The following is a 15,279-nucleotide window of genomic DNA, read 5'->3' on the forward strand; positions in this document are numbered from 1 at the left end:
GAGTACACGTGACCGGAACAGGAGCACAGGGGTGAGCAAGACGTACGCGGGGGCGCGGCTGCGACGGCTGCGCGAGGAGCGGCGCATGAGCCAGGCCGACCTCGCCCGGTCCCTGGCCATCTCGCCGAGCTATCTGAACCAGATGGAGCACGACTCACGGCCGTTGACCGTGCCGGTGCTGCTGCGCCTCACGGAGGCGTTCGGCGTCGACCCGGGATTCTTCTCCGAACGTGACACCAGCCGTCTTGTGGCCGATCTGCGGGACGCCCTCACCGGCGAGGTCTCGGCAGGCCGCGTTTCCGCCTCGGACCTCTCGGACCTGGCATCGCGGCTGCCCGCCGTGGCCACGCTCCTTGTGGACCTCGGCCGGCGGAATCAGCACCTCACCGAGCAGCTCTCCGAAGCCGCGGAGGGCCGGGGTCCCGGAACAGCGGCACAGCCTCGCTCAGCGCACGAGGAGATCCGCGAGTTCTTCTACCGGCGCCAGAACTACCTGAACGACATCGACCTCGCCGCCGAGCAGTTCGCCGCCGAGATCGGTGTACGCCCCGGCGAGGTCGTGAGCGTACTGTCCGCGCGCCTGGCGGAGCGCCACGGGGTGCGCCTGGCCGCGGACTCCGGCCAACTCCTGCACCACTACGACCCGAAGACCCGGGTCCTCCACCTCTCCAGCCGACTGCGTCCCGGCCAGCAGGCGTTCCGGATGGCCACCCAGCTCGCGCTGCTCGAGTACGCGGACGAGGTGTCCGCCCTGGCCTCGGAAGACTTCGGCCCGGAGACCGCCGCCTGGCCGTTGGCCCGCATCGGCATCGCCAACTACCTTGCCGCCGCGCTGATCCTGCCCTACCGCCGCTTCCACGCGGCCGCGGAGGAGTTCCGCTACGACATCGAGCGGCTGACCGACCACTTCGGGCTCGGCTATGAAACGATCTGCCACCGCCTGAGCACCCTGCAGCGGCCCCGGCTTCGCGGCGTGCCCTTCTCCTTCGTCCGGGTCGACCGCGCGGGCAACATGTCGAAGCGTCAGTCCGCCACCGCGTTCCACTTCTCGCGCGCGGGCGGCACCTGCCCGCTGTGGAACGTGTACGAGGCGTTCGCCGCGCCCGGCCGCATCCATGTCCAGGTCGCCTCCATGCCGGACGGGCAGCGCTACCTGTGGACAGCCCGCGCGGTCACCCGGCACCGCGGCGGCTGGGGCGAGCCGGGCAAGACCTTCGCGATCGGCCTGGGCTGCGAGATCCGCCATGCCGCACGGCTCGTCTACTCCGACGGCCTCGACCTGGACAACGCCTCCTCCGCCGTCCCCATCGGCATGGGCTGCCGCCTCTGCGAACGCACCGACTGCCCCCAACGGGCCGTACCACCCCTGGACCGCCGCCTGGCGATCGACGAGAACAGCAGCACGTTCGTCCCCTACCCCGTGTCGGGGAAGGGGACGGGCGACGACTGACGCGGTCGCGGCCGTTGAGTGCCCGGTGGCCGACTTGGTGTCAGCGTGTGACCTGCCAACTGAGCGAGCCCGTAAGGGACTTGCGGAGCTTCGGGTCGCGGACGGCGTCCGTCGGGTCCGTGGCGCGTGCCGTAACGGTGTGCGGGCGGCCGTCGGCGGGGACCCCGAGGCGGCTGGGGGTCACACTGCTCGCGTCCCGGGCCTGCCGTGCCTCGCGGCCGTCGACGTACCAGCGCAACTGTGCGTGGGATGACGCCTCGACGCGCAGACGCTCCCTGCCGCGCACCTTTCGGTCGGTGGGTGTGACGGCGGTGAGGACCGGGGCGTGCTGATGGAATCCCGCGATCATCGCCTCGCGTCCGGGCAGATTGAACTCGCGGCCCAGGGTGCGCATGATCGAGTCCTCGGTGGGGCGGTTGAGGCCGTGGCCGTGGTAGCCGCCGCCCTCGTACGCGCCGACGGTGCCGCCGTCAGGTGACTCCTGGCCGAGCCACTGATGCCACTTCGCCTTCTGCGCGGCCATCTCGTCGGCGCTGAGCTTGGTGAGGTTGGACTCGCCAGGCTCGGGGCCGGTGTAGGTGCTGTCGTCGTACCAGTACTCGTCGGCGAGCTTGCCGAAGGAGTGGCCGGTCTCGTGGACGGCGACCTGGTCGGAGTCGGGGTGGTCGGAGGAGGCGGTGCCGATGCCGTCGTAGCCGGACGGCGATGTGATGTCGTTGTAGCCGGCGCCGCCGTACTTGGTGGAGTTGCCGAGCACGATCACGAGGTCCGGGTCGGCGGCCTTGCTCGCGTACGCCTCGACCTTGTTGGTGTCGACGCACAGCAGCCGCTCGATGCCGTCGCAGAAGAACGCGGAGCTCAGGGCGGTGTTCTTGCGGACGTCGCTCGTCGGGTCGCCCGAGACGCCGGAATCCTGCGAATGGGCGTCGACGGCCCAGACGTTGAACAGGTCCTGGTACTCGGCGTACGGCTCGACGGCGGCCATCTCCTTCCACTTCGTGCGCACGTCGGTGTGGAAGTCCTCCTGCTGGGCGGCGGTGTAGCCGTCGCCGATGAAGACGACATCGACCTTGGCGTCGCTCGGTCCGGCCTCCACGATCGGCACGACGTCGCCGTCGTCCTTGATCGTGGCCTGCTCCTTCCTGGTGAGCGGGGCGGAGGCGGCGACGTCCGTGTGGCGGGGGTGACCGCCGGGGCCGGTGAAGTACTCGACCTCGACGTCGCCGGCGGAGCGGGCCTCGCCGGAGCGGGCGGCGGGGGCGGTGTCGTCCCCGCCCTGATCCGCCGCGACCGGCGCGGTGACGGCCAGCGCCGCCGCCAGGGCCACACCGGTGGCCACGGTGAGACGCTTGCGGGATATGCGGGATGCGTGTCTGCGCATGGAAGATCTCCCGAGAGTTCGCGCGGACGTCGGGGTCGGCAAGTCCGCGATATAAGTGGGGGGTTAAGGGAGCTTAAGGCGCGGTTCAATGTAGGGGTCGTGGGGAAGCAAGGCAATGCCTGGGGCACAAGGTGACTGTGGGAGTGGATAGTTCACGCCACGTAGGGGTGGTGAGTTCGCGCCACGTACTCCCAAGTTCTTTCGCTCCAGGCCCGCATGGACTTGGCTCGGACCTGGAGGCGGAGAGATGTCGGACAGCGGATCCGGGGGCGTTCGGCTCGACGAGCCCGCGGTGATCGGGCGTCGCGTCCTGCGGCTTCGTACAGAACTCGGGCTCACCCAGCGGCAGTTGGCCGAACCCGCGTACACGCCCGCCTACGTCTCCACGCTGGAGTCGGGCAAGGTGAGGCCCTCCGAGGCGGCGCTGCGGCACTTGGCCGAGCGGCTCGGCGTCACGCCCGAGGAGCTCGTTACGGGGCGCCCCGCCCGCCTCGCCGCCGAGCTGCGGCTGCGCCTGACCGACGCGCGGCGCGCGCTGGCCACCGGAGCCCCCGAGGACGCCGCCCCCCTCTTCCGGGCCCTGTGCGCCGAAGCCGTGGAACACGAGCTCCCGGGGGAGCAGGCCACCGCGCTCCTCGGCCTCGGCGACTGCCTCCTGGAGTCCGGCGAACTCGACGACGCACACGAGTGCTTCGCCTCGGTGGAGCGGCTGCTCGCCGACGAGCCGCTGCCCCGCCGCGTCCCCGCCATCCGCGGCCGCGCCAACGCCCACCGCCTGACCGGTGAACTCCGTTACGCCTGCTACCTGTTGGAGACCGCGCTCGATCAACTCAACGCCTCCGGGCTGCAGGACCCGGATGCGTTGCTGCTCCTCTACACGGCGTCCATCGCCCCGTACATGGACATGGGCGCACACGAGCGCGCCGCGCACGCCGCCGAGCTGGCGATCGCGCTCGCGTCGCGCGTCGACGATCCCGCCCTGCTTGCCGGGATGCACCGCGGTGTGGCCCGTACGCTCATCGCCCAGGGCCGTATCGCCGAGGCCGACGCATCGCTGGCCAAGGCCCAGGATCTCTACCGGCAGCTGCACATCCGCACCGAACTCGCCCACTGCCACTGGATGCGCGGCTATGTGCACGCCCAGGACGGCGACCTGGAGCGCGCCGAGAACGAACTGCGCACCGCTTACGACATGCTCACCGCCAAGCGGGCCGCGCTCTTCGCCGAACAGGTCGAGGTGGAACTCGCCGACGTGCTGCGTCGGCGCGGCAAGGTCCGGGAGGCCGAGGCGCTGCTGAGGCCACTGCTGGCCGTCGGCACGGAGCTTGCGGAAGCCGCGGAGAACGCAGGGAACACGGGGAACGCTGCGAACACGGCGACCAAGGCGACCAAGGAGATCCCGGAGGCGCGGGCCCTGAGAGCAGGGCGCGGCGTGGTGCACGTGGGCGCCGCGCACCGGCTGCTCGGCCTCATCGCGGAGGAGTGCGGAGACACGGAGGCGGCCGAGGAGCACTACCGCGCCGCGCTGCCCCTGCTCGAACGGGCAGGTGTGGCAGGGGACTTGGCCGGGCTGTGCTGCCTCCTCGGCGATCTGCTCCGCCGGACAGGACGGACGGAGGCCGCCCTGGACGCCTACCGCACCGGCCTCGCCCACCGGGCCACCCCGGGCACGACGACGCTGGGGCCCGCGCCCGCACCGCCGCTGATGTGAGGGCGTAATATGCACTCCCATTAGGCAGCTATTACTTGGCTGTTGAAGTCGTTGTTGAGGCGGCCGCGGATTCGGGAGGGCTTGCGATGGTTGCGGACATGGTCAGGACCTGGGCGGAGGGCTGGGCCGTGTCACGGCGGACACCCCCGCCGACCGAGCGGCCCTGGGGGCTGCACATCGAGGTCGCCGACAACCCCGACGAAGTGGGCCGCCATGTCCTGCCCGAGGCCGACGAGTCGCTGGTCCGCAGCGCCGCTGCCTCGGTGACCGTGCCGCGGACCTGGATGAAGATGCCCGCACGGCCGAAGGAGATCGAGGCCTGGCTGCCCCAGGGCTGGCTGGTCGCCTGGGAGGAGACCGGACATCTGATGGCCGTGGACCTGATGGCCACGGCCCCGACAGCGCCCGAGGGATACACGGCGACCGTGGAGACCAGCGGCGCCGTCCTCCGCGTACGCGTGCTGGACGAGGCGGGCGAGCAGGCGGCCACGGGGCAGATGGCGGTCCTGGGAGAGGCCGCGGTCGCCGACCGGGTGGTGACCGAGGAGGCCCATCGGCGGCGCGGCCTCGGGCACTTCGTGATGCGGGCGCTCGCCGACCGCGCCCTTGACGAGGGCGCACACCTCGGCATTCTCGGCGCGACCGACGCCGGGCGTGCGCTGTACGAGACGCTGGGCTGGAAGAAGCACGCGACGCTGGCGGAGTGCGTCTACCGGCCCTGACGGTGGCCGGCCTGGGGATCGGCAGCGGCGAACACTCCACTGCCGATCCCCGTGGGATTACCGCTGGGACGGCTCCGATGCCGTCGTACGGAAGCGGGCCGTGGTCGCGTCCTCGCTCCAGCGCCGCAGCCCGGACTTCTCGAGCACGCGCACCGAGGCCGGGTTGGACAGTTCCACATCGGCGTACACCGTGTGGACGTCCGGCAAGTTCAGGGCGTACGCGATGAGGGCCCGGGTGGCCTCGGGAGCGTAGCCTCGGCCGCGCCGTGAGACGACGATGCCGTATCCGATCTCCAGAGCGCCGTCACTCGGCGGCCAGAACAGCCCGATCGCGCCGATCACCAGGCCGCTCGCCCGCTCGATGATCTGCCGTTGCCCGTACGGGCCCAGCGCGTCAGGCCGGTCCACGATGAAACCGGCGATGACACGACCTTCGTCGGCGGGGAAGTCCTCGGCCCAGTGCGCCATGCGGCTGTCGTCGAGGACGGCGGTGACTTCGTCGGTGGACCAGGGCCGCATCACGAGGCGGTCAGTGGTCAGATCCGTACCGATCGACGAGAAGGGAGATGAGAAAGAAGAAGACACGCGATACTCCTGGTCGGTTCAGACGACCGGGTCGCCGACTACTCTTGCGCGACCCGGACAAGGGCATGCTGATGAAGCGTCTGGCGGGCCATATTCATCAACCTCCCTTGTCGCAGGGGCAGTCGCGTCGTTCGCGCGTCGACCGAATCTATCAAGGGAAGACGCACGGGACATCGGGGAGGTGTCGGTGAGCGGGAGAGTGCGGCTTTGGGCGGCCGGTGCGCTGATGGGGGTCGCCGCTTCGGTGCTGATGTGCGGTCTTGCCGTGCTCGCGGTGGTGCTCGTTCCCTGGTGGTGGCCCCACCCGGCGGCGGTGACCGCCGTCGCGGGGCTGTTGTTCATCGCCGTGGGGTTCGCGCTGATCAGCGTGTGCTTCGTCCGTCTCGGGCCTTGGCACTTCGGGGCGGCGGCCATTGCGGAGTGCCTGCTGGCCGTGGGATTGCTGACGTTCCTCGACCAGGCCTTGCTCGATGTCTGGGGCGAGCAGGTGGAAACCGTCGTCACGGAGACCGTCAGGCACGAGCGGAACGCGCCGACGGGCAACGTCACCGGATTCTGGTGGGAATGCTCGCTGGAGCGGCCCGACGGGACGGAACTCCAACGGCCCCTCAGGGAGTCGGACTTCGCCACGCTGGGGGAGGCGTGCCCCGCCGATGCCAAGGCAGGGGAGCGGCTCATGGTGTACGCCGTGCCCGGAGAATTCGCCCCGCCGCAGACGAACGCCCCGGTCGGCGGTGCCTGGCTGGTCGGCGCGCTGACCGCTGCCGCCACGGTGGCGGCAGCGGTGTTCACCGGCGGCGGCATGGCGCGCGCGGGTGCGCCGGGCGGATCCCTCTTCCCGTAACTACAGATTCCCGTAACTACAGATCCGCCACCCAGCTGCCGTGGAAGCCGAGCGGCACCCGGCCGGGCAGGTGGATGCGGGCCAGCGGGTGGCCGGTGAAGTCCTGGGCCGAGAGGATCACCAGGTCGGTCGCGCCGCGGTCGGGGTCGTTCACGTAGGCGAGGATGTAGCCGTCGTCCTCGTCCCGCGCGCCCCGGCGCGGCACGAACACCGGCTCGCTCGCCGCCGCGCCCCGCGGGAAGCGGTGCACCTGCCTGCTGTCGCGCAACATGTCATGCTTCACCAGGCAGTTGGTGAACTTGTCGTCCGGCGGCACCCCGTCGACCGTCTCGTACGCGCGCCACATCTCGGCCGCGCTCGCCGCGTACCCGAAGCGGTGCCGGCGGGAGACCAGGGATTCGTTGACGCGCGGGAACTCCTGCGGCAGATCGTCGATACGGGTGCCGCGGACCCGGCCGGCGCGCAGGTCGACCGTCCAGCGGTCGAGCGCGGGCGCGCCGGTCGCGGAGGGGCCGCCGCTGCCCCGTCCCGCCGCGTAGAACGGGGCGGGCATGGAGGTGTACTCGATCACCACCTTGTCGCCCTCGTCGTAGGCGTTGAGCGTGTGCGAGAAGTAGACCGGGTCGACCTCGAACCAGCGGGTGGTGCCTCCGGCCCGCGGCAGGATCCCCACGCGCATGGGGTGTCGCTCGTTCCAGATGTAGGGCACCGTGGCCCCCGCCTCGGCGGCCGCCGCGTCGAATGTGATCGGGACGTCCACGATCACCACGTATTTCTCGGTGAGGGCGAAGTCGTGCATCATCGGCGCGTCCGCCACCGGGATCTTGGTGGTCCGCGCCACCCGCCCGGTCCGGTCGATCATGATGTGCCGTACGTGGTCCCAGGTCGGGTAGTACGCCACCGCGTGCAGTTCGTCCGCCGCCGCGTCGTACTTGGTGTGCGCGGTGAACGCGCCCCGCAGCGTGGAGCGGAAGTCGTACGGGCGCACGGTGCCAAGGTCGCCGTCCAGCTCGTACGGCAGCGGCCCGCCCTCCTGGAGCGCCAGGATCCGCCCCTTGTACGGGATCACATGCGTGTTGCACGCGAAGTCGTCCGGCGGCACCTGGCCGGGGTACGCCTCGCCCAGCTTCTTCGCCACCTGCGAGGAGCGCACCCACCGGTTGCGATACCACTCGGCGCGTCCGCCGCGCAGCCGTACCCCGTGCACCATGCCGTCGCCCAGCATCCAGTGGTGCGCCCGCGGGTCCTCCAGGCCCAGCGCGTTCGGGCCCGTGCGCAGGAAGCGGCCGTCCAGGTCGCGCGGCGCACGGCCGGTCACCGGCAGGTCGAAGGCGGTCAACTCCTCGGTGACCGGGGCGAACGCGCCCTCCAGGAAGGGCAGCGACTTCTTGCCGCCGCCCGCAGCGCCGGGCGTGGCAGCCTGCGCCGCCGCGGCGCCGTGGCCGAGCCCGTACCCGCCGACCACACTGCCCGCCGCCGCGAGCGCCGCACCTTGGAGAATCCTCCGCCGCGTATGACTGGTCATCGTCTCTCCCCGTTCGTCGAGTCGGGGTCCGGTGGAGCCGCTCCGGACCGTCCGCTGGATACGGGAACAAGCCTGCGCCGATGGGGATTTCGAGACAGGAGGTCTGGGACCCGAGGCGGGGGTGGTGCTGATGCCACCCCGATCCGCATCGCGGCGCCACGCATGAGGGGCCTGGCGGGGCGAACTCACCACGCGTGTGAACAGCGTGCTGGACACGGGGCCGCGCAGGACGTCTGATGGTCCTGCGGTTTTCGGTACCGGATTCCAGCGTGAGAGGACGCATGTCGCACAAGGACGACGAACCCCGCGGGGGCGCACCCGGCAACCGCCTGGGCGACATTGCCCTCCCCTTGGGCATCGTCGCCCTCGTGGGCTCCTTCATCCCCGTACTCGGTGACTTCGTCGCCGCGCCCCTCGGGCTCCTGGCCCTGGTCCTGGGCGCGTTGGGGGTGTGGAAGAACGAGCGGGGTCTCGCGACGAACTTCGGCCCTTCGCTCATCGGTGCCACCCTCGGAGCCCTGGCGCTGCTCATCGTCCTGCTCCTGTTCGCCGTGACCCGCTGAACGGCGTGGCCTCCCGCTGCCCTGGGCGGCAGCGGGAGGCCACGTGGCGGGGAAGGCGGTCAGCAGTCGGGCACGCCTTCGATCTTCTCCCCGCCGACCAGGTAGACATTGCTGATCCACAGGCCGTCGCTGCCGCCGGGCAGCTCCACGTACGACCACCAGGTGCTCGAACCCTGGCCCGGCTCGGAGACGAAGTCACCCTGCCGCTGGCAGAAGTCGATCAGCTTGCCGGGGCCGAAGGTCGTCGGCGAGGGCGAGTTGACGAGCGGTTCGACGTGCAGGCGCACATTGCTGGCCCACACCTGGACCTCCTTGCCCGCCTGGGCCTGCTGCTCCGCCGCGGGCTCCACGGCGGCGGCCGGTGCGCTCTGTGCCGACGCCGACGCCGACGCCGTCACCGGTGCGGCCAGCGCCAGCGCGCCGACGGCCGCCGCCAGTGCCACGGTCCGACCCGTGCTCCTCAGAATCCTCATGTCTGTCTCCCCGTTGGTTGGTCGGTTCGGTTCTGTCGCTGTCAGGCGCCGCAGACCGGCACGCCGGGCAGCTGGTCGGAGGGCGTGTCGACGAAGTAGCTGGCGATCCAGCCACGCGAGTCGCCCCGCTCGATGAAGACCCACCAGTCGTTGCCGCTCACCGTCTCGCCCTTGCGCTGGCACTTGGCCTCGAACTGCTGCCCAGGCTGCAACTTGCCGGACACGACAGGGCAGTTCCCCGGCGAGGGGAAGCCGTCGCAGGTCGCGGGCGACTGCGGGTTGTCGCGGACGTTCACGTCGGTCGCCCAGACGGTGAAGGCAGCAGCCGCATCGGCCTTCGGCGCCGCCTCGGCGGCGGATGCCGTACCCGCCGTCACGGCCAGGCTGCCCGCGGTCAGCGCAACGGCCGCCGCGGACCTGGTCAGAAAGGTACGTACGCTCATGTCGTTCTCCCCGTGTAGTGCGTTCTCTCATGCGCTACACGGAGCGCGACCGCTTCCCGTATGACAGCCGGTGCTGTGACCTGTGTCACATGGAGTCAGTGGCTGTCGCTGCCTCGCGCGCAGTCCGGCACCTCCACGCTGTTGCGTGTCCGCACACCGGGGAGCCAGCCCTCCGCGCCGAGCGCGGTGCGCACCAGGTACCACCGGGTGGACGTGATGCCTTTCTCGTCCTGGACGAGCGTGCCGTCGGTGACGACGCACCTTGCTTCCAGGCGGTCCCCGTGCCAGACGCGGGCCGCGCGGTTGCCGGGCGCGGCGTACCGCTCGTACGGATCCTTCGCGACCCGCAACGCGCACTCCAGAGTGCGCAGTTCACGGCAGGCCGACTCCGCGTTGTGCACCGTTATCGTCACGCCCCGCGTTCCTGAGGGCGGTGTCGGCCTGTCCTGCCCGCCGGGGCGCACCAGCCACCACGTCCCCAGGGCGATCGCGCCGACCAGCGCCGCCGCGACGACGAAGGTCAGGCGCGGACGGTGCCCACCCGGCTTGCCGAGTACGGCGATGCGGTACGGACGGTGCCGGTGGCGCCCGGTGGGGGAGTCGGCCTGGATGCGGTCCCACAGCCCGTGGGGTACCTCGATCGCCTCGTCGGCCGCGCGCAACCGCTCGCGCAGCACGGCGACCGCGGCGTCATCGGCGGAGCCGGTGCCCTCGGTGCCGTCCGGAGGAAGCTGCCCCGGGGGGCCCGGAGTTGAGTTCATGACGCCCTCCCGTCCTCGGGTCGCCGCCCGGGCTGCGATGTCTGCGGATCGTGCGCTTCGACCAGCATGCCGCGCAGGCTGTCGAGTGCACGGGCGCGGTGTCGGGCCGCCGTACCCCGGTGCACCTTCATGATCTTCGCGGCCTGGTCGATGGTGTAGCCGTCGAGGTCGACGAGGATGACGACGCCGGCCTGTCGCGGCGAGAGCCTGCTCAGCAGCCGCATCGCCTCCCACTCGCCCTGCCGCCGCTCAAGACCGCCGTCCCAGGCTGCATCGACGAAGGCGCCCCCGTGTGCGCCGCCGCTCTCGAGCGTCCGCACCCCGGTGTGCGTCTCGACGTCCTCGATGAGCACCTGCCGCTTTTCTCGGCGGTACGCGTCCCGCACGGCGCTCATCAGCGCCGAGAACGCGTAGGCGTAGGGCTCGGGGTGGGCGAGCAGCCGTTCGGGGCGGGTGGCGAGCTTGAGATACGCCTCGTGCACGGCGTCCTCGGCGAGTTGCCGGGATCCGGAGAACATCACGGCTCTGCGATAGAGCCTGGGCAGCAGGCCGCAGAAGACGTCATCGAACGTTGCCCTGTCGGACTTCGCGCCATCGGTCTGGTCTTTGCGCATAGCCGCGGGAGGCTACCCCGCTTCGTGCCGCTCAATCTGGTGGGTCGTCAGTTCACCCGGAAGGTGAACTGGGCGTGAAGTGCGTCGACTTGATGGGCCACTATTGCCACACACAATATGCACACCAGGGTCGGCCATCTGCCGGCAAGGGAATTCCCACGCTCCTTCATTTGGGCAAGTTGCGGAATACCTGGCCATATTTGGGATATTCCGCTGCCTGTGTAACGCGACGGCGGCCTTGCGGCGCAGATGTACAAGGGCCCGCGCGATGCCGGTGCGTGTCCCGCAAAGTGACGCGTCAGATTGGACACCCGTGAGCAACTTCGACCCGATGCCAGGCCCCCATGGTTACGGCCAACCTCCGCAGCCTCCACAGCGCCTGGAGCGGAACCCGAGCGCGGCTCGGCGGACGGCCCTCGCCGTCCACACCATCGCCGACATCGCCGCCGTTCTCCTCGGCCTGTGGGTCCTGCTCCACCTGCTCGGAGCCAACGAGGCCAACGTCTTCGTCGAATTCGTGCACGGAACGGCTGACTTGCTGGCCTGGTGGTCGCAGGATGTTTTCACCATGGACACAGAGGGGCTTCGGGTTCTCCTCAATTACGGCCTGCCGGCCGTCATTTATCTCCTGGTGGGTCATGGGATCGCTGTGCGCCTCAGCCGGGCGTGACGGCATTCAGATCTCAAGTACGACAGAAATCGAGAAGAGGCAGCCCTGTGACACCCACCTCAGCAGGAACCGATCATTTGCCGGTCTACGAGAACCTCGTACGGGAACTCGGTGACGTCCTGGCGGAATCCCGCGTGGTAGCCGCACAGACCCTGCACCAGGCGGCGCAAGCAGTCAACGGCCACGGCGGGATTCCACCGGTCCCCGGCCCGGCCGCGCGCCCCGCCCTGCCTGAAGGGTCGGCCGGGGGCGGATAGACGGCGAAGGAGGGCGGTTGCCGGGTCGCGCCCGGGAGGCGAAGCGAAGTCGTCAGAGGGCGGTGAGCAGGTCGTCCAGCGGTGCGGGTACGCGGTCGGGGTCGAGGGCCTCGACGAGTACGCGGCCGTAGTGGATCTTGCGCCCCTTCTTGGTGCCGAGGAAGCGCCGCAATTGCTTCTCCGCGGTGCGGCCCTGCTGGGCGGGCTGGCGCAGGAAGGTCTCCAGGGCGCGCAAGTCGCCCTCCGCCCGGACGAGTTCCTTCACCCGTGTCACGCCGAGGGCGCGGATGAGTTCGTCCTCCAGATCCGCCGAGCAGACGAAGAACTCGTCCTGTGCCGCACGGGCCCGCTCAAGGCCGCGGGTGTAGTAGCCACGCTCCGCCTCGTCGCACAGGCCCGTGAGGCGCAGACCCAGGCCGGGCGGCCCAAGGACGTGGGCGAAGCGCGCGATGCTCATCGCGCCGCCCATCGACAGGACGCAGACCCCTTCGGCGGCCAGGTCGCGGTCGCGGCGCGCGGCCAGCGCGCTGACCGCCGCGGCATCGCTGGGTCCTTCGAGCAGGACGACGGCCCGGACGGACAGCCGCTCGGCCACCTCACGTGCGGGGTCGCCGGGGCCACCGGCCGCCCACGCGGCGACCGCCTCCTGGAACAACCCCATGTCAGCCATGAGAGGAGTCTCCGTCCTTTCCGGCCGGCACGGTAGGGAATTTCCGCCGACGAGTCGATCAGCGGCGAGCAGTGGACTGCCTGTCCCGGCAGAGGCTGGTCAGCGGTGGCCCAGCACATTGACCACCCGGCCATTGGGGTCGCGGACGAAGAAGCGCCGCACGCCCCACTCCTCGTCCTGCAACGGGTGCACGATCTCAGCGCCGCTCGCACGCATCGCAGCGTAGGCCGCGTCCACGTCGTCCACCTCGACGCTCATGTCGGGCACGACCGGCGCGGTCCTGTCGCGCGCCATGAAGGTGACCTGCGCCGTTGGGTTGTCAGGGGATGCGAGCGTCATGACCCAGCCCAGGTTCATGACCTCCTCGAACCCCAGGAGGCCGTAGAAGTCCCTGCTCTCCTTCAGGGCCTCTGATCGGATGTCGGGCATGACCCGGCGGATGGACATCTGCGTCTCCTGTCACGTGACGATGAGGGGCGATCACCCGAGGACGAGCGGGAGTTTCGCGGCCAGCGCGCCCAGTTCGGCCTTCTCCGCTGCGCTCGGGGCCCGCCGTCCGGTGCCGACAAGGAGTGTGTCCTGGTCGGAGAACGACGCGGGGAACGCGGCACCGGCGATCTGCTCGATCATCTCGCGGCACCGGGCGAGCCCCTCCGCGGGCGGCCCCGCCACGTCCGGGAGGTGCGCGACCAGGTCGAGGTGGTGCAGCGTCCACTCCAGGACGTACGCGGCCAAGTAGTCGCCCGCGGTCAGGACCACGTCCTGGGTGGCGACCCGCAAGGCCGGGTCGGCGAGTTCGGCGGCGCGGCCGGCGGCGGAGCCGACGTCGTCGAGGTGGAACTTGAGCAGCCACGGCTCCCCGTACGCGGCGGCAAGACGGACGATCAGCGCGTCGAGCGGGTCGTCGCCGGTCGGCGGCGTGTCGGCGACCTCCCAGTAGGTCACCGCGTCACGGGTCGGTTCACCTTCGGCGGGGGTCACCAGGGTGATCAGTACGTCCTGGGCGTCGATGACCAGATGGCACACCAGGTCCCGCACGAGCCAGCCCGAACAGCCGGACGGCCGGGCGAAGTCCGTGTCCGAGAGGTCGGCGACAGCCGTCCGCAGAGCCGTCCACGAGCTTGAGAAGAGATCCACATCGGCACGGTAGTGCGGTGCCGCGAGAGCGGACAAGCGGATTCGCCGTGCGGCGGGTCCCGTGGCGGCGGACCCGCTCCCCTTCGTCAGCGCCGCCCGCCGAACTCCCAGGCGTGGACCTCGACGGCGGCGTAGCGGTCCTGGCTCAGGACGGCGCGTGCCGTGTCCGGGTCCGGGGCGCGGACCAGCGCCGCCGTCCCCACCCATGTGGCGGCGTCGTCGGACAGCAGCGGCCCGTACGCGATCAACTCGTCCCGGTCGGGCGGCACGGCGACGTCGGCGCCCGCCCCCGCGCCGAGGCCGAGCACCAGGTACCGGTTGCCGCCGGTCCGGCCACCGGGGAAGTCCCACATGGTGCGCCCCAGCAGATTGCGCCACCGGCGCAGCAGCACGTCCCGGTACGCGCCGGCCTGGTAGTTGGGCTCGTCGAAGGCGAACGCGCGGGCGGCAGCGGGATCCGGCAGGTCGACGATGTGCACGCTGCCGGTGGGGGTGGCCCCGTCGTCGGCGAACGTCGGGCCGCGAGCGATCAGTTGCTTCTCGTACGAGTCCATATAGGTCCAGTGGTCTTCCGACAACTTCGTGCGCAACTCCCCGGAGCCGGGCCGATCACGGTGGTAACAGAAGAACTCCATCCCCACAGTCTCTCCCCACGACAGGGGCGGCGCGGGGGAATTCAGATGCCCAGTAGATCTACGACCCCGGCGAGGGATGTGACTTCGTATGCGTGGTAGAAGGGCGCTGACGGCTCGCTCCCTCTGTTGAGATACACCGTGTTCTTCACGCCAAGGTCTGTCGCCGACTGCAGGTCGTAACGCGGGCTGGACGACACATGCATCGTCTCCTCCGGCCGACAGCCCAACTGCTCGTACATGAACTCAAACGCACGCAGCCTCGGCTTGTAGGCCTGCGCCATCTCCGCCGTGTACACCGCGTGGAACGATGCGCCGAGCTTCGCGACGTTCTGATCGGCGTGCCTGTCCGCGGCGTTGGAGATGATGACGAGAGGGAAATGCTCGGCGAGCTTCGCGAGGGGCCCCGGGACGTCGGGGTGCGGCCCCCACTCCGGGATCGCCGCGAAAATCTTGGCGGGATCGCTCGGCTGGAACTCGACGCCAGTACTCCGGCACGCCCGCTCGAAGGCTCGAGAAACGACCTCGTCGTACGGCCGCCAATCGCCCATCACTTCATCGAGTTGATAGCAGCTGAACCGGTGGAGAAAGGCATCCAGCGTCTCGGGCGGCACTACGTCCTTGATCACTTCGCGGGCGGCGGACCCGATGGCGAAGTCCGTCAGAGTTCCGTACATGTCGAAGGTGATGAACCGAGGGTCAAGACTGCTCAACGAACTCTCCTTGCCGAAGGTGCCTCTGCCAACAGCCGCTGCAGCGTGCCGAATCAGGGCCGCTCAAGGATCAACTGACCTGACCGACGGGTGATTCCCGGGATCTCATTCGCGCTCGCGGAGGGACG

19 protein-coding genes are annotated in these 15,279 nt (G+C 70.2%); 6 read left to right on the top strand and 13 right to left on the bottom strand.

The features are described 5' to 3' along the window. Nucleotides 1–31: 31 nt before the first annotated feature. Nucleotides 32–1,450 (top strand): short-chain fatty acyl-CoA regulator family protein, encoded by a 1,419-nt coding sequence (locus AB0O76_RS28880; protein ID WP_365496894.1) that lies wholly within the window; start codon nucleotides 32–34, stop codon nucleotides 1,448–1,450. A 40-nt stretch (nucleotides 1,451–1,490) separates the two neighbouring features. On the opposite strand, the gene AB0O76_RS28885 is transcribed toward AB0O76_RS28880, so the two are convergent. Further along, nucleotides 1,491–2,831, bottom strand: coding sequence for a M64 family metallopeptidase (locus tag AB0O76_RS28885; protein WP_365496896.1), 1,341 nt, complete (start codon nucleotides 2,829–2,831; stop codon nucleotides 1,491–1,493). Between the two features lie 247 nt (nucleotides 2,832–3,078). On the opposite strand from AB0O76_RS28885, the gene AB0O76_RS28890 reads away from it, so the two are divergent. Next, nucleotides 3,079–4,542: a tetratricopeptide repeat protein gene (locus tag AB0O76_RS28890; protein ID WP_365496898.1), complete on the top strand. Its 1,464-nt coding sequence runs from the start codon at nucleotides 3,079–3,081 to the stop codon at nucleotides 4,540–4,542. A 98-nt stretch (nucleotides 4,543–4,640) separates the two neighbouring features. Continuing rightward, a complete protein-coding gene (locus AB0O76_RS28895) occupies nucleotides 4,641–5,264 on the top strand; it encodes a GNAT family N-acetyltransferase (protein WP_365496900.1) in 624 nt (207 codons plus the stop codon). Nucleotides 5,265–5,321: 57 nt separating this feature from the next. Here the strand turns inward: AB0O76_RS28895 and AB0O76_RS28900 are convergent, their stop codons facing one another. After that, nucleotides 5,322–5,783: a GNAT family N-acetyltransferase gene (locus AB0O76_RS28900; RefSeq protein ID WP_365497114.1), complete on the bottom strand. Its 462-nt coding sequence runs from the start codon at nucleotides 5,781–5,783 to the stop codon at nucleotides 5,322–5,324. 253 nt (nucleotides 5,784–6,036) lie between these two features. Between AB0O76_RS28900 and AB0O76_RS28905 the strand changes: the two genes are divergently transcribed. After that, nucleotides 6,037–6,693, top strand: a complete 657-nt coding sequence (locus AB0O76_RS28905; protein ID WP_365496902.1) for a hypothetical protein — start codon at nucleotides 6,037–6,039, stop codon at nucleotides 6,691–6,693. Nucleotides 6,694–6,709: 16 nt separating this feature from the next. Here the strand turns inward: AB0O76_RS28905 and AB0O76_RS28910 are convergent, their stop codons facing one another. Beyond that, entirely contained in the window at nucleotides 6,710–8,218 is a 1,509-nt protein-coding gene (locus AB0O76_RS28910; RefSeq protein WP_365496904.1) for a carotenoid oxygenase family protein, read from the bottom strand. Between the two features lie 281 nt (nucleotides 8,219–8,499). Between AB0O76_RS28910 and AB0O76_RS28915 the strand changes: the two genes are divergently transcribed. Continuing rightward, nucleotides 8,500–8,781 (top strand): hypothetical protein, encoded by a 282-nt coding sequence (locus tag AB0O76_RS28915; RefSeq protein ID WP_365496906.1) that lies wholly within the window; start codon nucleotides 8,500–8,502, stop codon nucleotides 8,779–8,781. A gap of 59 nt (nucleotides 8,782–8,840) precedes the next feature. Here the strand turns inward: AB0O76_RS28915 and AB0O76_RS28920 are convergent, their stop codons facing one another. The 4 genes from AB0O76_RS28920 to AB0O76_RS28935 all read right to left on the bottom strand — a co-directional run bounded on the left by AB0O76_RS28920 (nucleotide 8,841) and on the right by AB0O76_RS28935 (nucleotide 11,072). Then, nucleotides 8,841–9,254, bottom strand: coding sequence for a hypothetical protein (locus AB0O76_RS28920; protein ID WP_365496908.1), 414 nt, complete (start codon nucleotides 9,252–9,254; stop codon nucleotides 8,841–8,843). Nucleotides 9,255–9,295: 41 nt separating this feature from the next. Next, entirely contained in the window at nucleotides 9,296–9,697 is a 402-nt protein-coding gene (locus AB0O76_RS28925) for a hypothetical protein (RefSeq protein WP_365496910.1), read from the bottom strand. Between the two features lie 95 nt (nucleotides 9,698–9,792). Beyond that, the gene (locus AB0O76_RS28930; protein WP_365496912.1) at nucleotides 9,793–10,458 is read right to left on the bottom strand and encodes a hypothetical protein; all 666 of its coding nucleotides are present in this window, start codon (nucleotides 10,456–10,458) and stop codon (nucleotides 9,793–9,795) included. Further along, a complete protein-coding gene (locus AB0O76_RS28935; RefSeq protein ID WP_365496914.1) occupies nucleotides 10,455–11,072 on the bottom strand; it encodes an RNA polymerase sigma factor in 618 nt (205 codons plus the stop codon). The genes AB0O76_RS28930 and AB0O76_RS28935 overlap by 4 nt, the downstream gene beginning before the upstream one ends. 331 nt (nucleotides 11,073–11,403) lie before the next feature. Here AB0O76_RS28935 and AB0O76_RS28940 point away from each other — a divergent pair, with 331 nt between their 5' ends. Further along, on the top strand, nucleotides 11,404–11,742 hold the full coding sequence (locus AB0O76_RS28940) for a hypothetical protein (protein ID WP_365497116.1): 339 nt from the start codon (nucleotides 11,404–11,406) through the stop codon (nucleotides 11,740–11,742). Between the two features lie 59 nt (nucleotides 11,743–11,801). Here the strand turns inward: AB0O76_RS28940 and AB0O76_RS28945 are convergent, their stop codons facing one another. The 6 genes from AB0O76_RS28945 to AB0O76_RS28970 form a co-directional block, all read right to left on the bottom strand. Continuing rightward, the gene (locus AB0O76_RS28945) at nucleotides 11,802–11,927 is read right to left on the bottom strand and encodes a hypothetical protein (RefSeq protein ID WP_365496916.1); all 126 of its coding nucleotides are present in this window, start codon (nucleotides 11,925–11,927) and stop codon (nucleotides 11,802–11,804) included. Between the two features lie 124 nt (nucleotides 11,928–12,051). Beyond that, nucleotides 12,052–12,669 (bottom strand): TOPRIM nucleotidyl transferase/hydrolase domain-containing protein, encoded by a 618-nt coding sequence (locus AB0O76_RS28950; protein WP_365496918.1) that lies wholly within the window; start codon nucleotides 12,667–12,669, stop codon nucleotides 12,052–12,054. A gap of 99 nt (nucleotides 12,670–12,768) precedes the next feature. Continuing rightward, entirely contained in the window at nucleotides 12,769–13,116 is a 348-nt protein-coding gene (locus AB0O76_RS28955; RefSeq protein WP_365496920.1) for a VOC family protein, read from the bottom strand. Between the two features lie 33 nt (nucleotides 13,117–13,149). Continuing rightward, the gene (locus AB0O76_RS28960; protein WP_365496922.1) at nucleotides 13,150–13,806 is read right to left on the bottom strand and encodes a maleylpyruvate isomerase N-terminal domain-containing protein; all 657 of its coding nucleotides are present in this window, start codon (nucleotides 13,804–13,806) and stop codon (nucleotides 13,150–13,152) included. Nucleotides 13,807–13,892: 86 nt separating this feature from the next. After that, nucleotides 13,893–14,441, bottom strand: a complete 549-nt coding sequence (locus AB0O76_RS28965; RefSeq protein ID WP_365496924.1) for a YciI family protein — start codon at nucleotides 14,439–14,441, stop codon at nucleotides 13,893–13,895. Nucleotides 14,442–14,482: 41 nt separating this feature from the next. After that, nucleotides 14,483–15,151 carry a haloacid dehalogenase type II gene (locus AB0O76_RS28970; protein ID WP_365496926.1) on the bottom strand — a complete coding sequence of 223 codons (669 nt, stop codon included), beginning with the start codon at nucleotides 15,149–15,151 and terminating at the stop codon, nucleotides 14,483–14,485. Nucleotides 15,152–15,279 lie beyond the last annotated feature (128 nt).

Source organism: Streptomyces sp. NPDC086554 (assembly GCF_040686095.1).
Lineage (GTDB): Bacteria > Actinomycetota > Actinomycetes > Streptomycetales > Streptomycetaceae > Streptomyces.